Annotated in this window: 18 protein-coding genes; 8 read left to right on the plus strand and 10 right to left on the minus strand. The window is 68.7% G+C overall.

Annotated features, from left to right (window positions below; all coding sequences use genetic code 11):
* Window positions 1-52 precede the first annotated feature (52 nt).
* Together ACLBW1_RS02010 and ACLBW1_RS02015 are read left to right on the plus strand one after the other, a co-directional pair.
* Window positions 53-1,168, plus strand: coding sequence for an alpha/beta hydrolase (locus ACLBW1_RS02010; protein ID WP_447809776.1), 1,116 nt, complete (start codon window positions 53-55; stop codon window positions 1,166-1,168).
* A 19-nt stretch (window positions 1,169-1,187) separates the two neighbouring features.
* The gene (locus tag ACLBW1_RS02015) at window positions 1,188-1,523 is read left to right on the plus strand and encodes a TfoX/Sxy family protein (RefSeq protein ID WP_447809778.1); all 336 of its coding nucleotides are present in this window, start codon (window positions 1,188-1,190) and stop codon (window positions 1,521-1,523) included.
* Between the two features lie 4 nt (window positions 1,524-1,527).
* Here ACLBW1_RS02015 and ACLBW1_RS02020 read toward each other — a convergent pair whose 3' ends face one another.
* Together ACLBW1_RS02020 and leuS are read right to left on the minus strand one after the other, a co-directional pair.
* Window positions 1,528-2,217, minus strand: a complete 690-nt coding sequence (locus ACLBW1_RS02020) for a YoaK family protein (protein WP_447809780.1) — start codon at window positions 2,215-2,217, stop codon at window positions 1,528-1,530.
* 20 nt (window positions 2,218-2,237) lie between these two features.
* A complete protein-coding gene (leuS, locus tag ACLBW1_RS02025; protein WP_447809781.1) occupies window positions 2,238-5,063 on the minus strand; it encodes a leucine--tRNA ligase in 2,826 nt (941 codons plus the stop codon).
* A gap of 64 nt (window positions 5,064-5,127) precedes the next feature.
* Here leuS and ACLBW1_RS02030 point away from each other — a divergent pair, with 64 nt between their 5' ends.
* The 3 genes from ACLBW1_RS02030 to ACLBW1_RS02040 all read left to right on the plus strand — a co-directional run bounded on the left by ACLBW1_RS02030 (window position 5,128) and on the right by ACLBW1_RS02040 (window position 7,245).
* Window positions 5,128-5,592: an SdpI family protein gene (locus tag ACLBW1_RS02030; RefSeq protein WP_447809782.1), complete on the plus strand. Its 465-nt coding sequence runs from the start codon at window positions 5,128-5,130 to the stop codon at window positions 5,590-5,592.
* Window positions 5,593-5,598: 6 nt separating this feature from the next.
* On the plus strand, window positions 5,599-6,579 hold the full coding sequence (locus ACLBW1_RS02035) for a bile acid:sodium symporter family protein (RefSeq protein WP_447809783.1): 981 nt from the start codon (window positions 5,599-5,601) through the stop codon (window positions 6,577-6,579).
* A gap of 111 nt (window positions 6,580-6,690) precedes the next feature.
* Entirely contained in the window at window positions 6,691-7,245 is a 555-nt protein-coding gene (locus ACLBW1_RS02040) for a TetR family transcriptional regulator C-terminal domain-containing protein (RefSeq protein WP_447809784.1), read from the plus strand.
* Between the two features lie 3 nt (window positions 7,246-7,248).
* Here the strand turns inward: ACLBW1_RS02040 and ACLBW1_RS02045 are convergent, their stop codons facing one another.
* The 5 genes from ACLBW1_RS02045 to ACLBW1_RS02065 all read right to left on the minus strand — a co-directional run bounded on the left by ACLBW1_RS02045 (window position 7,249) and on the right by ACLBW1_RS02065 (window position 10,976).
* Entirely contained in the window at window positions 7,249-7,971 is a 723-nt protein-coding gene (locus ACLBW1_RS02045) for a mycothiol-dependent nitroreductase Rv2466c family protein (protein ID WP_447809785.1), read from the minus strand.
* A 32-nt stretch (window positions 7,972-8,003) separates the two neighbouring features.
* A complete protein-coding gene (locus ACLBW1_RS02050) occupies window positions 8,004-8,720 on the minus strand; it encodes a TVP38/TMEM64 family protein (protein ID WP_447809786.1) in 717 nt (238 codons plus the stop codon).
* 89 nt (window positions 8,721-8,809) lie between these two features.
* The gene (locus tag ACLBW1_RS02055) at window positions 8,810-9,376 is read right to left on the minus strand and encodes a molybdenum cofactor biosysynthesis protein (protein ID WP_447809787.1); all 567 of its coding nucleotides are present in this window, start codon (window positions 9,374-9,376) and stop codon (window positions 8,810-8,812) included.
* Window positions 9,377-9,385: 9 nt separating this feature from the next.
* Complete coding sequence (locus ACLBW1_RS02060) at window positions 9,386-10,309, minus strand: 2-dehydropantoate 2-reductase (RefSeq protein WP_447809788.1); 924 nt, start codon at window positions 10,307-10,309, stop codon at window positions 9,386-9,388.
* A gap of 4 nt (window positions 10,310-10,313) precedes the next feature.
* Window positions 10,314-10,976, minus strand: coding sequence for a YqgE/AlgH family protein (locus tag ACLBW1_RS02065; protein ID WP_447809789.1), 663 nt, complete (start codon window positions 10,974-10,976; stop codon window positions 10,314-10,316).
* A 149-nt stretch (window positions 10,977-11,125) separates the two neighbouring features.
* Between ACLBW1_RS02065 and ACLBW1_RS02070 the strand changes: the two genes are divergently transcribed.
* Complete coding sequence (locus tag ACLBW1_RS02070) at window positions 11,126-12,529, plus strand: MFS transporter (protein WP_447809791.1); 1,404 nt, start codon at window positions 11,126-11,128, stop codon at window positions 12,527-12,529.
* On the opposite strand, the gene ACLBW1_RS02075 is transcribed toward ACLBW1_RS02070, so the two are convergent.
* Window positions 12,418-13,146, minus strand: coding sequence for a hypothetical protein (locus tag ACLBW1_RS02075; RefSeq protein WP_447809792.1), 729 nt, complete (start codon window positions 13,144-13,146; stop codon window positions 12,418-12,420). The two genes, ACLBW1_RS02070 and ACLBW1_RS02075, sit on opposite strands and share 112 nt — an antisense overlap.
* Window positions 13,147-13,278: 132 nt before the next feature.
* Between ACLBW1_RS02075 and ACLBW1_RS02080 the strand changes: the two genes are divergently transcribed.
* A complete protein-coding gene (locus tag ACLBW1_RS02080) occupies window positions 13,279-14,370 on the plus strand; it encodes an aminotransferase class V-fold PLP-dependent enzyme (RefSeq protein WP_447809794.1) in 1,092 nt (363 codons plus the stop codon).
* A 19-nt stretch (window positions 14,371-14,389) separates the two neighbouring features.
* Here the strand turns inward: ACLBW1_RS02080 and ACLBW1_RS02085 are convergent, their stop codons facing one another.
* Entirely contained in the window at window positions 14,390-15,529 is a 1,140-nt protein-coding gene (locus ACLBW1_RS02085; RefSeq protein ID WP_447809795.1) for a metallophosphoesterase, read from the minus strand.
* Window positions 15,530-15,736: 207 nt separating this feature from the next.
* On the opposite strand from ACLBW1_RS02085, the gene ACLBW1_RS02090 reads away from it, so the two are divergent.
* Window positions 15,737-16,012, plus strand: coding sequence for a GlsB/YeaQ/YmgE family stress response membrane protein (locus ACLBW1_RS02090; RefSeq protein ID WP_447809797.1), 276 nt, complete (start codon window positions 15,737-15,739; stop codon window positions 16,010-16,012).
* 3 nt (window positions 16,013-16,015) lie between these two features.
* Here ACLBW1_RS02090 and ACLBW1_RS02095 read toward each other — a convergent pair whose 3' ends face one another.
* A complete protein-coding gene (locus tag ACLBW1_RS02095; RefSeq protein ID WP_447809798.1) occupies window positions 16,016-17,215 on the minus strand; it encodes an acyl-CoA dehydrogenase family protein in 1,200 nt (399 codons plus the stop codon).
* Between the last annotated feature and the right edge of the window lie 38 nt (window positions 17,216-17,253).

A 17,253-nucleotide genomic window follows, 5' to 3' on the forward strand; every position in this document is an offset into this window, starting at 1 on the left:
GCTGACGATACAGGGTTCGCTGTACTGTCGTCGGCTTCCCTAGGATGAGCCCATGGTGATGGCGGATCGTCCCGAAGTACAGACGGCATCGGCCCCGGTGACCGCGTTGGCGATGATCGGGCTGGCCGAGAGCATGCTCAACGGGCTGGCACGGGTTCCGTTCCGTCGATTCTGGCGCGGACCGGGGGGCACCCTCGACAACATCGGGCAGTCGGTGACCCGCCAGTCGATCCGCTCGTTCATGGGTTACGCGATGTCGCTGCCCATCGAGGAGTTCCGGTCGATGGAGAAGATCCTCGACGACATCTGCCGCGTGGTGATGCCACCGTTCATCAGCCTGACCGACGGGGTCGAACTCACCGACGACACGGTCGGCGGCATCGAGGGCATCTGGTGCCGCTCGAAGGCGAGCACTGACGAGTACGTCGACGACAGTGACGACAAGGAGACGATCACCGCGACGGTGCTCTACCTCCACGGCGGCGGGTACATCGGTACGTCGCCGATCATGTACTCCGCCTTCGCCGCCTCGCTGGTGAACATCACCGGCTACGAGGTGTTCATCGCCGACTACCGCATGGCTCCGGAGTTCCCGTTCCCCGCAGGTGTGCACGACGCCGCCGACGCCTACCGCGGCTTGCTCGAACGTGGGATCGACGCCGACCACATCGTGATCGCCGGCGATTCCGGCGGGGGTGGTCTCGCCACGTCGCTGGTGTCGTACCTGCACGACCACGATCTGCCGAAACCCGCTGCGGTGATGCTGTTCTCACCCGAGGTCGACCTCGACCTCAACCACCCGTCGATCACCGCGAACGCACAGCTCGACATCCTGCCCTGGAACGTGCCGGTGAGCCCCTACCTGCAGGGTGTCCAGCCCAACGATGAACGGGTGTCGGCGATCTACGCCAAGCCTGATCCCACGTGGTTCCCGCCGACGTTCGTCTGCTGGGGTGCCGACGAGATGTTCCGCGACGGCATCCGGAAGTTCGCCGAGGGTCTGTCGGCGGCGGGTGTCACCGTCTACGCGATGGAGGAGAAGGGCATGTTCCACGTGTTCCCGATCCTCATGCCGTGGGCCGAGTCGTCACGGCGGGTGTTCCGCGCACTGCGCGAGTTGTCGCACCGCCACGTCGAATCCGATCCCGAAGCCGTCGCGACCCACTGAGCACACCGATCCAGACACCATGGCCTACGACGAGGATCTCGCCGATCGCATCCGCGACGCCATGGAGACCGAGCCGCACCTCACCGAGAAGCGCATGTTCGGCGGACTGGCGTTCCTCGTCGACGGTCACATGGCCGTGGTCATCCTCAGCAAGGCGCAGGGCCTCATGGTGCGGGTGGATCCCGCCGACGCCGACGCGCTGATGGCCCGCGACCATGTCGGGCCGATGATCATGTCGGGCAGGCCTGCTCGCGGGTGGCTCCGTATCGATCCGCCGGGCCTCATCGACGACGACGCCCTCGGCGACTGGACCGATCGCGCCGCCGCGTTCGTCCTGACGTTGCCACCGAAATGACCTCTCAACCCTCGGGTTCAGGCGCCTCGCCGTCAATCTGACGGGCGTCGTGCACGACGAACAGCGCGACGACGACCATCGCGAGAGCACAGACGGCCACCGCGGGGGTGCCGAGCCACCGGGACACGATCGCGCCGACCACCGCGCCCCCGGCGAACGCCGCCACCACCGCGCTGTAGAGCCCGCTGCGTCGCCGACTCTCGGCGTCACGCCGGGTCATCAACGCGTGCAACGATTCGACGAAGCGCATCAGGTTGCCCGTGGTCGCGATGGTGATGATGGGCATGCCCCCGATGGTGCGGAACAACTCCATCTGCATGGCGGCCACGAACGCGATCGGCACCGTCACAGCGACATTCGGCCATCCGGCGGGAACCGCAGCCACCACACCGAGCACGAGCGCCTGAGCCAGGGTCACCGACAACAGCAGTGCGGCGCTCGTCGCGTCCCGCCACCACGTGCGCAGGACGGTGGCGACCAGAACGCCCACGACGAACGCCAGGATCGACCACAGGTGCGCCACGGCACGATGCCACTCCCCCGCCGCCCCGGACGTCGCGAGCAGGATCACGTTCCCGGTCTGGGTGTTCGCGAACACGCCACCCCGGGTGAGATAGGTGTAGGCGTCGAGGAAGCCGCCGACACCGATAAGGATCAGCACGAACCGCGGCGCCGACGCCGTGGCGACCTTCACCGACCCGCCCACCTCGCCTCCTACGGGACGATGTTGATCATCTTGCCTGGCACGTAGATCACCTTGCGGGGCTCACCGTCGAGCATCGGAGCGATCTTCTCGTCGGCGAGGGCGAGCGCGGTGACCGACGCCTCGTCGGCGTCGACGGCGATGGTGACGCGGCTACGCACCTTGCCCTTCACCTGGATCGGGATCTCGATGGTGTTCTCCACCAGCAGGCTTTCGTCGGCGACCGGGAAGGGGCCGCGCGCCAACGGATCCGGGTGGCCGAGCTTCGACCACAGTTCCTCGGCGATGTGCGGGGCGACCGGGGCCAGCATCAGCAGGAGCGGTTCCACGATCTCGCGCGGGGCACCGTCGACGTAGGCCTTGGTGAGGTGGTTGGTGAGCTCGATGAGCTTCGCCACGGCCGTGTTGTCGCGCAGCGCCGCATAGTCCTCACGGGTGCCGGCGATGGTGCGGTGGAGCAGCTTCACCGTGTCCTGCGACGGCTCGGCGTCGGTGACGCGGACCGCGCCGGTCTCCTCGTCGATCACCAGGCGCCACACGCGCTGCAGGAAGCGCTGGGCACCGACGACGTCTTTCGTCGCCCACGGACGGGACTGGTCGAGCGGACCCATCGAGAGCTCGTACACACGCAACGTATCGGCACCGTAGTCACGGCAGATGTCGTCGGGCGCAACGGAGTTCTTGAGCGACTTGCCCATCTTGCCGTACTCGCGGTGGACCTCCTCGTCGCCGAGGAAGAACTTCCCGTCCCGCTCGACGACCTCGTCGGCCGCCACGTAGATGCCGCGGGCGTCGGTGTAGGCGAAGGCCTGGATCATGCCCTGGTTGTAGAGCTTGCGATACGGCTCCTTCGAGCTGACGTGCCCGAGATCGAAGAGCACCTTGTGCCAGAAGCGTGAGTACAGCAGGTGCAGGACAGCGTGTTCCACGCCACCGATGTAGAGGTCGAGACCGCCGGGATCGTTCGGGCCGTGCAGATCGGGGCGAGGACCCATCCAGTACTGCTCGTTCTCGGGGGCACAGAAGGTGTCGTCGTTCGTGGGGTCGATGTAGCGCAGCTGGTACCAGGAGCTGCCGGCCCACTGCGGCATCACATTGGTGTCGCGGGTGTAGTGCTGCAGTCCGTCGCCGAGGTCGAGGTCGACGTTCACCCAGTCGGTGGCCTTGGCGAGCGGGGGAGAGGGCACACTGTCGGCGTCGTCGGGATCGAACGACACCGGCGCGAAGTCGTCGACCTCGGGCAGCTCGACCGGCAGGTCTGATCCGCTGATCGCGTGTGCGCGCCCGTCATCGCCGTAGACGATGGGAAACGGCTCGCCCCAATAGCGTTGGCGCGCGAACAGCCAGTCCCGCAGCTTGTACTGCACGGTCCCGGTGCCGGCGCCCTGGCCTTCCAGCCACTCGATGATCGCCGTCTTCGCCTCGTCGACGCGCTTGCCGTCGAGGAAGTCGGAGTTCACGATCGGCCCATCGCCGGTGTACGCCGCTTCTGCGACCCCCTGCTCGGATCCGATGACCTCCACGATGGGCAGGCCGAATGCGGTCGCGAACTCGTAGTCGCGGCCGTCGTGGGCGGGTACCGCCATGATCGCGCCGGTACCGTAGCCGATGAGCACGTAGTCGGCGATGAACACCGGGACCTTCGACCCGTTCACCGGGTTGGCGGCGTAGGCACCGGTGAAGACGCCGGTCTTCTCCTTGTTCTCCTGGCGTTCGAGGTCGGATTTCGCCGCGATCGCCGTGCGGTACTCGGCGACGGCGGTCGCGGGATCGGTTGCGCCACCGGTCCATCGGGCGTCGACATCGGCGGGCCACGCGTCGGCCACGATCGTGTCGACCAACGGGTGCTCGGGCGCCAGCACCATGTAGGTGGCGCCGAACAGGGTGTCCGGGCGGGTGGTGAACACCTCGATGGGGCGCTCCACACCGGGAACGCCGAAGGCGACCTGCGCGCCGCGCGACCGTCCGATCCAGTTCTGCTGCATCGCCTTGACCTTGTCGGGCCAGTCGAGCAGGTCCAGGTCGTCGATCAATCGATCGGAGTAGGCGGTGATCCGCATCATCCACTGCCGCAGTCGCTTACGGAACACCGGAAAGTTGCCCCGGTCGCTGCGGCCGTCGGCGGTGACCTCCTCGTTGGCCAGCACCGTTCCGAGGCCGGGACACCAGTTCACGACCGAATCGGACTGGTAGACCAGGCGGTACGCGTCGAGCACCTCGGAGCGTGCGACGGCGTCGAGGTCGGCCCACACCTCGCCGTTCTTCGGGGTACGGCGACCGCTCTCGAACTCTGCGATCAGTTCGGGGATCCGGCGGGCGCGGTCGGCGTCGGTGTCGTACCAGGCGTCGTGGATCTGCAGGAAGATCCACTGCGTCCAGCGATAGAAGTCGACATCGGTGGTGGCGACACGGCGGCGTTCGTCGTGCCCGAGGCCCAACCGACGGATCTGGGCGAGGTAGCGCTCCACGTTGGCCTCGGTCGTCGACCGCGGATGGGTTCCCGTCTGCACGGCGTACTGCTCGGCGGGCAGGCCGAAGGCATCGAAGCCCATGGTGTGCAGGACGTTGGCGCCGTCCATGCGGTGGAAGCGCGCATAGACGTCGCTGGCGATGAACCCGAGCGGATGCCCGACGTGCAGACCCGCACCCGAGGGGTACGGGAACATGTCCTGGACGAAGAGCTTGTTCGACCGGTCCGGAGCGCCGAAGGACGACAGATCGCCGGCGAGCGGGCCCACCGGGTTGGGGGCCTCGTAGGTGCGGCGGTCGTTCCAGATCCCTTGCCAGCGCGCCTCGATCTCGCCGGCCAGCTGGGCGGTGTAGCGGTACTCAGTCACCTGACCAGCGTAAAGCGTCACCTCGATGCGGTCGGGGGCGGTAGGTGCTCGTAGAATCGACTCCGTGAATGCTGCAGCTGCGACGATCGCCGTGGTCGATGCCGTCCTCGCGGTCGTCTTCGTCACCTCCGGGGTGCTCGGCGTGACCCGGCGTCTGCCGCGGAACCGGTTCGTGGGCATCCGCACACCGGTCACCCTGCGCACCGACGAGACGTTCGCCGTGGCGCACGCCGTCGCAGGTCCCGGCCTGATCGGCGGGGGTGCGATCCTCGCGCTCGGCGCCGTGCTCGGCCTGGGGGCCGGCAGCGTCACCGGCCTGGTGTTCGCGCTGGTCGCGCTGGTGGCGGCGCTGGTCATCCTCGGCGCGGCGAGTTCCTACGGACTGCGCGCCGCGGCGCGGGTGCCCGACTGGGACGAGGAGGCGTCGGGGTGCGGAACCTCCGGCGGATGCGGTAGCTGCGTGTTGCAGGGATCGTGCGCACCGGCCGACTCCTCGTCGGCCCACAGGTCCACCACGCACTCCGGATAGACGACTGTGCTCGCACGTCTGCACATCGACGGCTTCATCCTGGCGATCCTCGCCGCGGTGGCGATCGCCTCGATCCTCCCCGCCGGGGGTGGCTTCGCCGACGTGATGTCGTGGGTCGTCGTGGCCGCGATCGCGCTGCTGTTCTTCCTCTACGGAGCACGGATGCACCCGCGGGAGGCATTGGCCGGGCTCACCCACTGGCGACTGCATCTGACGATCCTGGCGTTCACCTTCGTGCTGTTCCCGCTGATCGGTCTCGCCCTGCGGCCCGTCGCGCCGCACGTGCTGAGTGACGATCTGTACACCGGGGTGCTGTTCCTCTGCCTCGTACCGTCGACGGTGCAGTCGTCGATCGCGTTCACCTCCATCGCCCGGGGCAACGTGGCCGGCGCGATCGTGAGTGCGTCGGCGTCGAACCTGCTCGGCGTCGTCCTCACGCCGCTGCTCGTGGTGGCGCTGATCTCCACCACCGGCGGCGTCAGCATCTCACCCGGCTCGTTCCTGACGATCGTGCTCGAGATCCTCGTACCGTTCATCGTCGGTCAACTCGCACGACCGTTCATCGGCTCGTGGCTCACCGCGCATGCGAAGCCGACGAAACTCGTCGACCGCGGGTCGATCGTCCTGGTGGTCTACGTCGCGTTCAGCGAGGGCATGCAACAGCACATCTGGTCGACGGTGCAATGGTGGCAGGTGCTCGTGTTGATCGGGGGATCGATCGCGCTGGTCGGTTTCTTGTTGTGGCTCACCGCCCGGGTCGCGCGCCTGCTCCACTTCGACCGCGCCGACGAGATCGCGATCCAGTTCTGCGGCACCAAGAAGAGTCTCGCGACCGGCCTGCCCATGGCGGCCGTGCTGTTCTCCGACTCGCAGGTGGGCCTGATCGTGTTGCCGCTGTTGGTCTTCCACCAGGTACAGCTCATGATGTGCGCGTGGTGGGCGGGACGACTGGCTCGGGAACCCGAGCCGGAACACGTTGTGGCATAAGCCTGCCCCATGGAGCGAGCGAGAAGCCGAGATGGCCGACAGATCCGGATGCTCGCGGGAGTCCGCGAAGTAACCCGAACCGACGGCATCGACAGAGTGACCGTGACCCGCGTGGCCGACATCGCAGGCCTGCCGGCGGGAGTGGCCGCGCGCTACTACCGCTCCACCGACGAACTGCTCATCGACGCGTTCACCGAAACGCACGAGGGACTGCTGTCTCGGGTGGATCAGCAGATCGAGATGTCGGGAATGCGCGATGCGCGGATCGAGACGACGATCTGCGACGTACTGACCCAGATGCTGCCCCTTTCACCGCGGCGCCGTGACGAGGTCAACCTGACAATCTCGTTCGCACAGCTGGCACGCGACCACGACGTGTTCCGCGGTCACCTGGACACCGCACGTACGGATCTGGCCCGGCGGATCTCGGCGTCACTGTCCGAGGGGCAACTGTGCGGCGAGGTGGACGACGACCTCGATTGCGGTGATGCCGCCCTCGACGTGGTGACGAGGGCGACAGCGCTGGCCACCGCTCTGCTCACCGACGACGACCCGCGTTCGCGGACCAAGGCGCTCGCGACGGTCTCCGCGACCGTCGCGAGTCTGTGCCCGGGCGGGTGTCATCACGGCGATCCCGACATCGACGAGATCGACGGGTGGCCGTGAGCCTCAGCGTTTCTGGCGGCGCGAGCCCCCGTGCCAGTCTTCGGTGGCGCCGGCCTCGTCGTCAGAAACGCCGAGCCCACGCAGCTGCGGCATCTCCCGCAGGCTCCGCTTGAGTTCGGCGAATCCGGGGAACCGCGCAAGACCGACGACGTGGTCCCACAACTCGGCGGCCTCGGTCGGATCGGGCAGACGACTGATCACCGGTCCGAAGAACGCGACGCCCTCCGGCGGCCGGAAGTGGATGATCGGCGTGCCCACGTCCTTACCGGTCAGCGCCAGTGCCTCGTCGGTCTCCGCCCGGATCTCCGCGTCGCGGCCGGTGTCGTCGAGGGCGTCGAGGTGCGCCTCGGACATCCCGAGCTCGTCGAGGATCGGTGCAAGGAACTCGCGGGTTCCTCGGTGTCCGGGATGCTCGTCGGGTACCGGATCGGAGTCGAAGATGTGCTCACCCAGCGTCGCGTACAGCGCCGTGACACCCTCGCGGCCGTACTGCTCGCGCACCGATGACGCGGCGCGAAGTAGACGTAGTCCCGCGGTGTGTCCCGCCTCGTACTCCGGCGGGAAGTGGGCATCGTAGTCGATGTGGGAATTGAGCAGTCGCAGCGAGATGAAGCGCCATTCGACGGAGTAGTCGCGTTCACGTTGGACCATGCGCACCCACTTGCTGGTCATCCAGGCGAACGGGCACACCGGGTCGAAGTAGAAGTTGATGTCGGCGGAGGTCATGTATCCAGACAAGCACATCCGGCCGGTCGCGGTCAGTGCCCGACGACGCCGTCGATCGGTTCGCCCGCGGAACCCTCGGGCGTCGGATCAGGATGACGGAGTCGTCGCGCGGCGACACCGGAGACGACAGCGATGACGGCGACCGCAGCGAGCGCACCGACGAACGGCCACGACAGGGGAGAGGTCCCGTACGCACCGACGGCGGTGTATCCGATCGCCGACGGGAGTATCCCCACCACGGTGCCGATCAGATAGTCGCGACCGCGGATCGCGCTGAGGCCGGCGGCGTAGTTGACGACGGCGAAGGGGAACGGGATGAGGCGGATCAACACCATCGCGATGAGTCCGCGGCGCCGCAGGATCGCGTCGATCGACGCGATGCGTTCCCACCCGAGACGGGCCACGCCGTCACGTCCGAGCCAACGGGCGAGCAGGAAGCCGAACCAGGCACCGATCGTCGCCGCGACCATCACCACGATCGTGCCCTCGAGAAGTCCGAAGAGCAGCCCGCTCGCGATGGTGAGTGCGCTGGCGGGAAACGGCGTGAGCGACACCGCGATGTAGATCAGGACGAACAGCACCAGGCCCCAGGCGCCGGCCGAGTCGACGCGGTCGCGCAGCGGTTGTGGATCGGGGATGTCGACGGTCACCGCGACGACGACGGCGGCGACCACGATCCCGACGAGAAGAGCAGCCTTCCATCGATGGCTGGATCGGCGGTTCGGGCCGACCGGCACGGCGTCGTCCACATCACTCCCCGGGGTCGGGCTTCAGCGTAATGCCCGTTGTGTCGAGGCCGCGCCTCCGCGGTCCGTCGGGACACCGGTCGCGAATCCCGTCAACGGGCGTCGCCGAGGGGTTGCGCGCGCCGAACCTGTATCGCAGCACGAGAGGGATCGAGCGCGACGGGCGAGCGCAGAGTCGCCGCGCCCACCCGGAGGGTCCCCGAGGTCAGCGGTTGTGCACGCAGACCACCACGACCGATGAGTGCCTTGCGGGTCCCGTCGCCGGCCATCGTGTCCATCCACGAACACGGATGCGCGGGTCGGCCACCCCGGAACAGAACCGGTCCGCTTCCGGTGTCGATCTCGAACTCCACGCCGCGCAGCGGGTCGAGTTCGAGGCCGCGCACCATCACGTTGCGTCGCGCCACCAGCGGGTCGACGGTCCCGGCCGCGGCCTCCCACGCCTCGAGGGCGAGGAACGTCACCGCGGCCTCGGTGTGGGCGCGGACGCCGAAGAACCTGTCGCCGCGAATACCCTTGTCGGCCACGAGTTCCACCGCGTCCGGCGTCTCGGTCGACACCGTTTCTGCGGGTCCGTCTTTCGGCCGACCGAAGTAGGCGTGGGCCGGCGACACCAGCAGGGAGACGATCTCGAACTCGACGACGTACGGTCCGGTCATCGGCGCCCGTCAGCCACGGGCACGTCGGGAGCGATACAGCTCCAGATTGGCCGACGCTGCCGCGAGCAGCGGGACGGCGAGACCGTGCGCCGCGGCGCGGCGCACGAGATCGGCGACCACACCGTCGGACTCGACGTCGCGGCCGGCCGCCATGTCGCGGTAGAGCGACGCGGTGAACGGCGAACCCTCCGCCACCAGTCGCGCGCGGGCACCGTCGATGACCTGTGGACGGACGATGACACCGGACGCCCGGGCGACGGAGGCACATTCATCGATGACCGCGTGTGCGACCGAGGGTCCGTGTTCGGTGGCGGTGATGTCGCCGACCGTGGACGCCAACAGCGTGGTGAGTGCCGCCGCCGACGCGAGGAAGATCCACTTGTCCCACATGTCGGTGACGATGTCCGACGAGCACACGGTGTCGAAGCCGGCTCCCGACAGCGTCGCGTCGACCGCCTCGATACGCGGGGACAGCGCGCCCGCGAGTTCGCCGTACCGCATGAAGCGATCGGGGCCGAGGAGGTCGATCGATCCGTCGGGGCGGAGCTGGCTCGCGACAACGGCCACCCCACCGAGCACCGCGTCGCCGAAGGCGTTGTGCAGCCGGTCGAGATGACGCATCCCGTTGAGTAGGGGTAACACCAGGGTGTCGGCGGTGACCGCGGCCGCGATGTCGACGACGGCGGCCTCGAGCGCCTGCTCCTTGACCGTGAGGATCACCAGGTCCCAGGAGGTCTCGCCGAGCCTGTCGGCGGTGACGGTCTGCGCACGCGTGACCGTCGTGGACGAGCCGTCGTGCACCACCAGCCCCTCGGCGGCCAGCAGTTCGGCGCGGGCGGGCCGGACGAGGAAGGTGACGTCGCGACCGGCGCCGAGGAGTAGGGATCCGAAGAACCCGCCGACCGCGCCGGCACCGACCACGAGTACGCGCACGTCGTCAGTTCCGGCCGACGTCGATGGGATGGGTCGCGAGGAGGGGGAGCGGCCACGGCTGGCGGCGCAGAACGTCGGCGAAGACGTCGGCATTCGCCGGGGCGAGGAGATCACCCGGGAGCGCCGAGGCGACCAACCACGAATCGTGGCGGAGCTCGTCGTCCAGTTGGCCGATACCCCAGCCCGAGTAGCCGGCGAACACACGGATGCCCTCGAGGGCGCCGGCGAGATACTCGGGGTCTGCGTCGAGATCGACGAGCACCACGCGTCCGTCGACCGGTCGCACCCCGGCGACGGTGTCGACATCGACACCCCGCCGCACGACACCGAGGCACAGGGCGGAGTCCTGCTTCACCGGACCGCCGATGAACACCGCCGGCGGTGCCGCCGTCATGTCGGTCCACCGCGGAAGAAGATTGTGGACGGCGGTCTGGCTCATCCGGTTGACCACCACACCGAGACTGCCCGCGTCGTTGTGCTCGACGATGTAGATGACCGCGCGGCGGAAGGTGGGTTCGGTGAGTGTGGTGGCGGCGATCAGCAGGCTGCCCGCGCGAATTCGCCCCGCCTCCACGGTGTCCCAGCTCGCGTCGAATCCCTCGCCGACCGCGTCGTGTTCGCGCGAACCCTCACCGGGAACGTCCTCGGGGTCCTCTGACCTGGCCACATCACCATCATGGCACGCGCGGTCGACCGGGGCGGGCCGCTCCGACGTCCCGATCGACCGACTGGTCTTCTGTGAAGGGTCACCGTTCGTCAGGATTCTCACAGCGCGCGACCCCGCGCTCCGCCCGCGCGGTTTGTACCCTCGGTCGAGTGAGTTTCCTGCGCGCCTTCCACGGCCGCCCCGGACTGGGGCGGTTGCTGGCGGTGCGCTTGAGCAGCCAGGTGACCGACGGCCTGTTCCAGGCCGCGCTCGGCGGCGCGATCCTGTTCAACCCCGAGCGGCACGCCGACCCGCTGGCGGTCGCCGGGGGTCTCGCAGTACTGCTCCTCCCGTATTCGGTGATCGGCCCCTTCGCCGGCGCCCTGCTCGATCACTGGGACCGACGGACGGTGCTCATCTGGGCCAACATCGCGCGGGCCTTCCTGATCGGCGCGGTGGCGACATCGATCGCCGTCGGCGCACCGGACACGGTGGTATTGATCTCTGCTCTCGTGGTGACCGGCGCCAGCCGTTTCGTGGCCAGCGGGCTGTCGGCGGCGCTGCCGCATGTGGTCGACCGCGAGGCGCTCATCGGCATGAACGCGTTCTTCACCACCATCGGTTCGGGGGCTCTCGCCGTCGGCGCCGGGCTCGCGCTCGCGTTGCGCGCGGCGTTCGGTTCGGACAACTCCGGGAGCGCCGCGACCACCATGGGTGCGGTGGTGATCGCCCTGCTCGGCGCCGCGCTCGCCGTGGGCTTCGCGCACCTCGCCCTCGGCCCCGATCATCCCGACACCGAAGGCGCTCCGGTCAGCGCCGACCACCCCCGCGGCCCCGCGATGCGGGCGGTCGCCGTCGGACTGATCCACGGCGCACGCGCGGTCGCCCGGGCCCGCGGGGTCTCGGGAGCGTTGACCGCGATCGGCGCGCATCGACTGGTGTTCGGCCTCAACACCCTGATGCTTCTCGTCCTCACGAGACACTCGACCCTCGGCGGCGGCATCGCCGGCGTCGGACTCGTCGCGGCGATGACCGCGGTGGGCATGTTCTTCGCCGCCGTCCTCACCCCGATCTCGGTGGCCCGGTGGGGCCGACGCATCACCCTGTACGCGGCGCTGTCGGTCGGTGTGTGTGCCGAACTGACGCTGTTGACGTTCAACGGCATCGTGATCTGCGCGGCGGCGCTGGTGCTCGGGTTGATCGGACAGATCGCCAAATTGTGCGGCGACGCCGCCATGCAGATGGACACCGACGACGCCGTCCGCGGCCAGGTGTTCTCCTTTCAGGACGCGGTGTTCAACGTCGCCTACGTGGCCGCGGTGACCGTGGCGGCGTTGGTGATCGCCGAGAACGGTCACTCACCCGGGTTGCCGGCGGCCGGCGCGGTGATCTATCTCGTCGCGCTCGTCGCCGTCCGGGCGGTCTACTCGCCGAAACGCAGATTCGCTGACGACCCCGCGACTCACCGCGCCTCCGCAGAGGCGGCCGGGTCCGCGAAACCGGACTGCCCCCGCAACGCCCAGGAGTCGGCGACACCGTCGGCGTCCGCATCGATCACGACACCGTCGAACTGACCGTCGCCGTCGAGGTCGATCAGGACCCGCACCGGTTGCGGATCGTCGGAACCGGCGAAGACCAGTCCCACCGTGGAGCGGCCCGACGAGTCGGGGTCGATGATCCGGTCGTCGGATCGGCCGTCCCCGTCGAGATCGCGGCGATCGTCAGGGGGCTTCTCGGCCGGATCCGGCTCGGGGACCGGAGTGGTCACCGACGCGGGCGGCATCGGGGTCGCGGCCGGATCGGTCGACCGTGCGGTCGGTTCGGCACCGACATGCACGTCGTGAACCCGGTGGTCCCACAGTCCGCGGCCGGTGTCGGAGTAGAAACGGTCGGGATCGTCGCCGCCGACGTCGAGGGCGGCGAGATCGGCCCGACCGTCGCCGTCGGAGTCCCACATCGCGTCGTCGACATGACCGTCGCCGTCGAAATCGACGGCCACCGCATCGGCGATGCCGTCGCCGGACAGGTCGCGGTCGGCAGGCGACGACCACTCGGTGGCGGCCCCGTCACCCGTCCCGAACGTGTAGGAGAGCAGCGGATGCGCAGGTGACGCCGACTCCTCCGCGCCATCGGCCGCGAGGTCGGTCGGGTCGTCGGGCGTGAGATCGTCAGGGGCGCCGAGAAAGTCCATGTCGCTATGACGTCCCCGATGAGGCGACGGTTCCACCTCCCGGCGAGCCGACCATTCCACTCGAGACGGGCCGGGGATCGGTCGGCGTCCCGACGGGTAGCGTGACACTCGCTTCGTCGGCGAAAGGCCCTCATGTACATCAGCGAACTGGGCGAGATGTGGCATCGCGCCCGCGTGGAACCGCGCACGGTGCATCTGGACTCCGCCGCGGCGTCGCGCTCCTCGAACGCGGTGATCGAGGCGGTGACGGCGCACCTGTGGCGGGAGTCCGAACGCGGCGCCTACATCGCCGCGCAGGAGGCCGCCGATCAGGTCGCGCGGTGTCGGCGCGACATCGCCGCGATGGTCGGTCACGACGCGCACGAACTCGCGTTCCGGGAGAGCGCCCTCGCGGCCTTGCGGGCGCTGCTCACCTACTGGAATCTGCCGATGTCGGCGACGGTGTGGGTGTGTCCCAACGAGTACGGACCGAACCTCGACCAGTTCGAGCGGCGCGGATATGCGGTGCACACGATGCCGTCGACCGATGTGCACGGCCGGGTCGATCTCGATGCGCTCGAGAACATGCTGCAGTTCGAACAACCCGATGTCATCCACGTCTGTCATGTCGGATCGCACAGCGGGATCGTGCAGCCGGCCGCGAAGATCGTCGAGCTGGCGCACCGGGCCTGTGTCCCGGTGGTCGTCGACGCCGCGCAGGCACTCGGTCAGGTCGACTGCGTGACCGGCGCCGACATCGTCTACGGCACCAGCCGCAAGTGGATCGCGGGCCCCCGAGGTGTCGGTTTCCTCGCGGTGCGCGCCGACTCGTTGCGGCCGGTGGAGATCGAGAGCTCGGAGGCGTTCATCGCCGGACGGATCGGCCTGGGTGTCGCCGTGCAGGAGTTGGCCAGTTTCGGCCTCGAAAGGGTGCGTCGGGAACTGGCGGCCATCGGGAAATACACGCGGGAACGGCTCCACGGTGTGGGCAGCTGGGAGCTGCTCGAGCCCATCGACGAGCCGTCGGCGATCGTCACCCTCGCACCGCCCCCGGGGTGGGGACCCACCGACGTTTCCGCTGCGCGAGAACGACTGCGCTCCTTGGGGATCCTGACCACCTGTGCTGAATCGTGGAGGGCACCACTGTTCACCGAACAGTCGGTCCTCCGGATCAGTCCGCACCTCGACGTCCAGCGCGAGCACCTCGACACCCTCGCCACCGAGCTGCGCGGCATGGGCTACTGACCCTCCCCGTGCACCGGGCTCACGCGGGACTCAGTGTCAGCATCGAGATCTCCGGCGGGGCACCCACCCGCACCGGCGGTCCCCAGGCCCCGGCACCGCGGGTCGTGTAGATCGTGGTGTCGCCGATGGTGTCGAGGCCCTCGATGGTGGGCTGCTGTAGCGGGACGAGATAGCGCAGCGGCCAGATCTGTCCGGCGTGGGTGTGACCCGAGACCTGCATGTCGACACCGGAATCGGATGCCCCGCGTGCCTGTAGCGGTTGGTGGGCGAGGAGCAGGACGAAGCGGTTCGGGTCGCGTCCCGCGAGCGCGGCGGAGAGGTCGGGTTCGTAGGGGCGCGGCGCGGTCGCGTCGTTGATGCCGGCGACGTCGATCTGCGCACCGCCTCGCGTCACCGTGGCCCGCTCGTTGCGGAGTACGTGGACCCCCAACGAGTCCCACAGATCGAGCCATCGCCCGCCGTCGTCGGCGTAGAACTCGTGGTTCCCGCTGACGGCGAAGACCCCGAGCGGTGCGGACAGGTCCCGCAGCGGTGTGAGATCACTCCCGACGTGCTCGACGGTCCCGTCGATGAGGTCGCCGTCGAGGATCACCATGTCGGGACGCTGGGCGTTGATGCGATCGACCACCTCGCGCACGAAACCCACACCGCGCGAGGGGCCCACGTGCAGATCCGAGACCAGGGCCACCGACGTCCCGGCGAAGGCACCGGGCAGACGGTCGAGGGCCACGGTGGTCCGGGTGACGCGGGGGTGCGCCGCCTCGGTCAGCCCGTAGGCGACCGCCGCGACCGATGCGACGACCACCAGGGTCGAGCCGATGCGGTTGGTGCGCAGTCGGATCGACGTGAGGTCGCGGCCACGGCCGAGATGGGCGACACGGATCCCCAGGGTGACGAGACCGAGGAGGAGGGTGCCGAGCAACAGGTAGAGCACGACCGCCATCCATGTCCACCCCACGAACGCGGGCCACCGTGACCACGCGGGGTCGAACGCCGACCCGGACCCGAACCCGATCAGCGCGAGGATCCCGGCGACCACGAGACCCACGTCGGCGCCGATCGCGACGCGACGCGGCAGGCGGGTGGCGCGGACGAAACGCAGATGGAGGACGGCGGTGATGAACGCGAGGAGGACCGCGACGAACGGGAGATTGGACATCGTGACCGTCAGGATACGGACACTTCGGGCGCCGAGGCGCGTGGCCAAAAGGACGTCACGCCCGTCGGCGACCCGTACCGTGAGACCGAGCGTTCAGACCACGAGCACTCCTCCGCTCGTGCATCACCACCGCACGGGCGTCCGCTCCAACCGCGAACACCAGACCGAGGAGTCATCATCAGCACAACCGCAGTCGCCGTCGAGATCTTGGCGGAACGTTCCACCACCACGACCAGTGTCGGCATCATCGGCTACATCATCATCGGCGGCCTCGCCGGCTGGATCGCCAGCAAGTTCATGGGCACCGACGCCCAGATGGGCATCGTCCTCAACGTCATCGTCGGCGTCATCGGCGCGTTCCTCGGCGGCTTCCTGCTGAGCTTCGCCTTCGACACCGCAAGCGGTGGTTGGTTCTTCACCTTCCTCACCGCGCTCCTCGGCTCGGTGATCCTGCTCTTCATCGTGAAGCGTCTCCGCAAGTAGCTCCTACTGCAGGCGTCTGGTGGCCTGCTTGACCAGTCCACCGCCGATGATGAGGCGTTGGATCTCGCTGGTGCCCTCGTAGAGACGCAGCAGCCGGGCGTCGCGGAAGATCCGCTCGACCACGACGCCCCGCATGTACCCGGCACCGCCGTGCACCTGCACGGCGGTGTCGGCCACGGTGCCGAGCATCTCGGTGCAGAACAGTTTCGCCATCGACGGCGCGATACGCCGGTCCGTCTCGGCCACCCACTGCCGCGCGGCCTCCCGCACGATCGTCCGTCCGGCCATCACCTGCGTTGCCATGTCGGCGATCATCGCCTGCACCAACTGGTTGGCCCCGACGGGCTTCCCACCCTGCGTGCTCACCGCCGCCGACGTCACCGACTCGTCGAGCGCACGTTGCGCCTGACCGACCGCGACCGCCGCGATGTGGATGCGCCCCCGCGCGAGGATGGTCATCGCCGCCCGGTATCCGACGTCGGGGTCGCCACCGACCAGGGCGTCGGCCGATACCCGGACGTCGTCGAGATGCACCGTCGCCGTGAGTGATCCCTCCTGGCCCATCTTCTTGTCGGCGGGGGCGACACTCACACCGTCGGCGTCGGCGGGCACCAGGAACACCGCGATGCCCGGCCCGTCGTCGTCGGCGTCTCGGTAGCGCGCGAACACCACGAACAGATCTGCGGTGGGTGCGTTGGTGATGTATCGCTTCTCCCCGGTGAGCACCCAGTCGTCACCGTCGGCGACGGCCTTCGTGCGCAGTCCGGCCGGGTTCGACCCGGCACCGTCCTCGGTGAGGGCGAACGAGGCGACGACCTCGCCGGACGCGATCTTCTCGAGCCACGTCTGCTTCTGTTCGTCGGTGCCGAACTGCACCAGCACCTGCCCGGCGATGCCGTTGTTGGTCCCGAACATCGACCGCAGGGCGAGGCTGGTGTACCCGAGCACCTCGGCCAGACGTACCTCCTGCGCGAGGTCGAGACCGAGCCCGCCCCACTGCTGGGGGATGGCGAACCCGAACAGGCCGAGATCGCGCGCGGCCTGTCGGAGATCGGCGGGGATCTCGTTGCCGTCGGCGATCTCCTGCTCGCGCGGGATCACCTTGGTCCGCACGAACTCTTCGGTGGTGGAGAGGATCTGCTCGAGTTCGGCCGCGTCGACCTCGGGGCCGTCGATGCCGGACGCGACCTGCGTTGTCGTCATCGCCTCAGCGTAGGTCGCCGACCGCGTGCCGAGACGGG

This window comes from Williamsia sp. M5A3_1d (assembly GCF_053345315.1).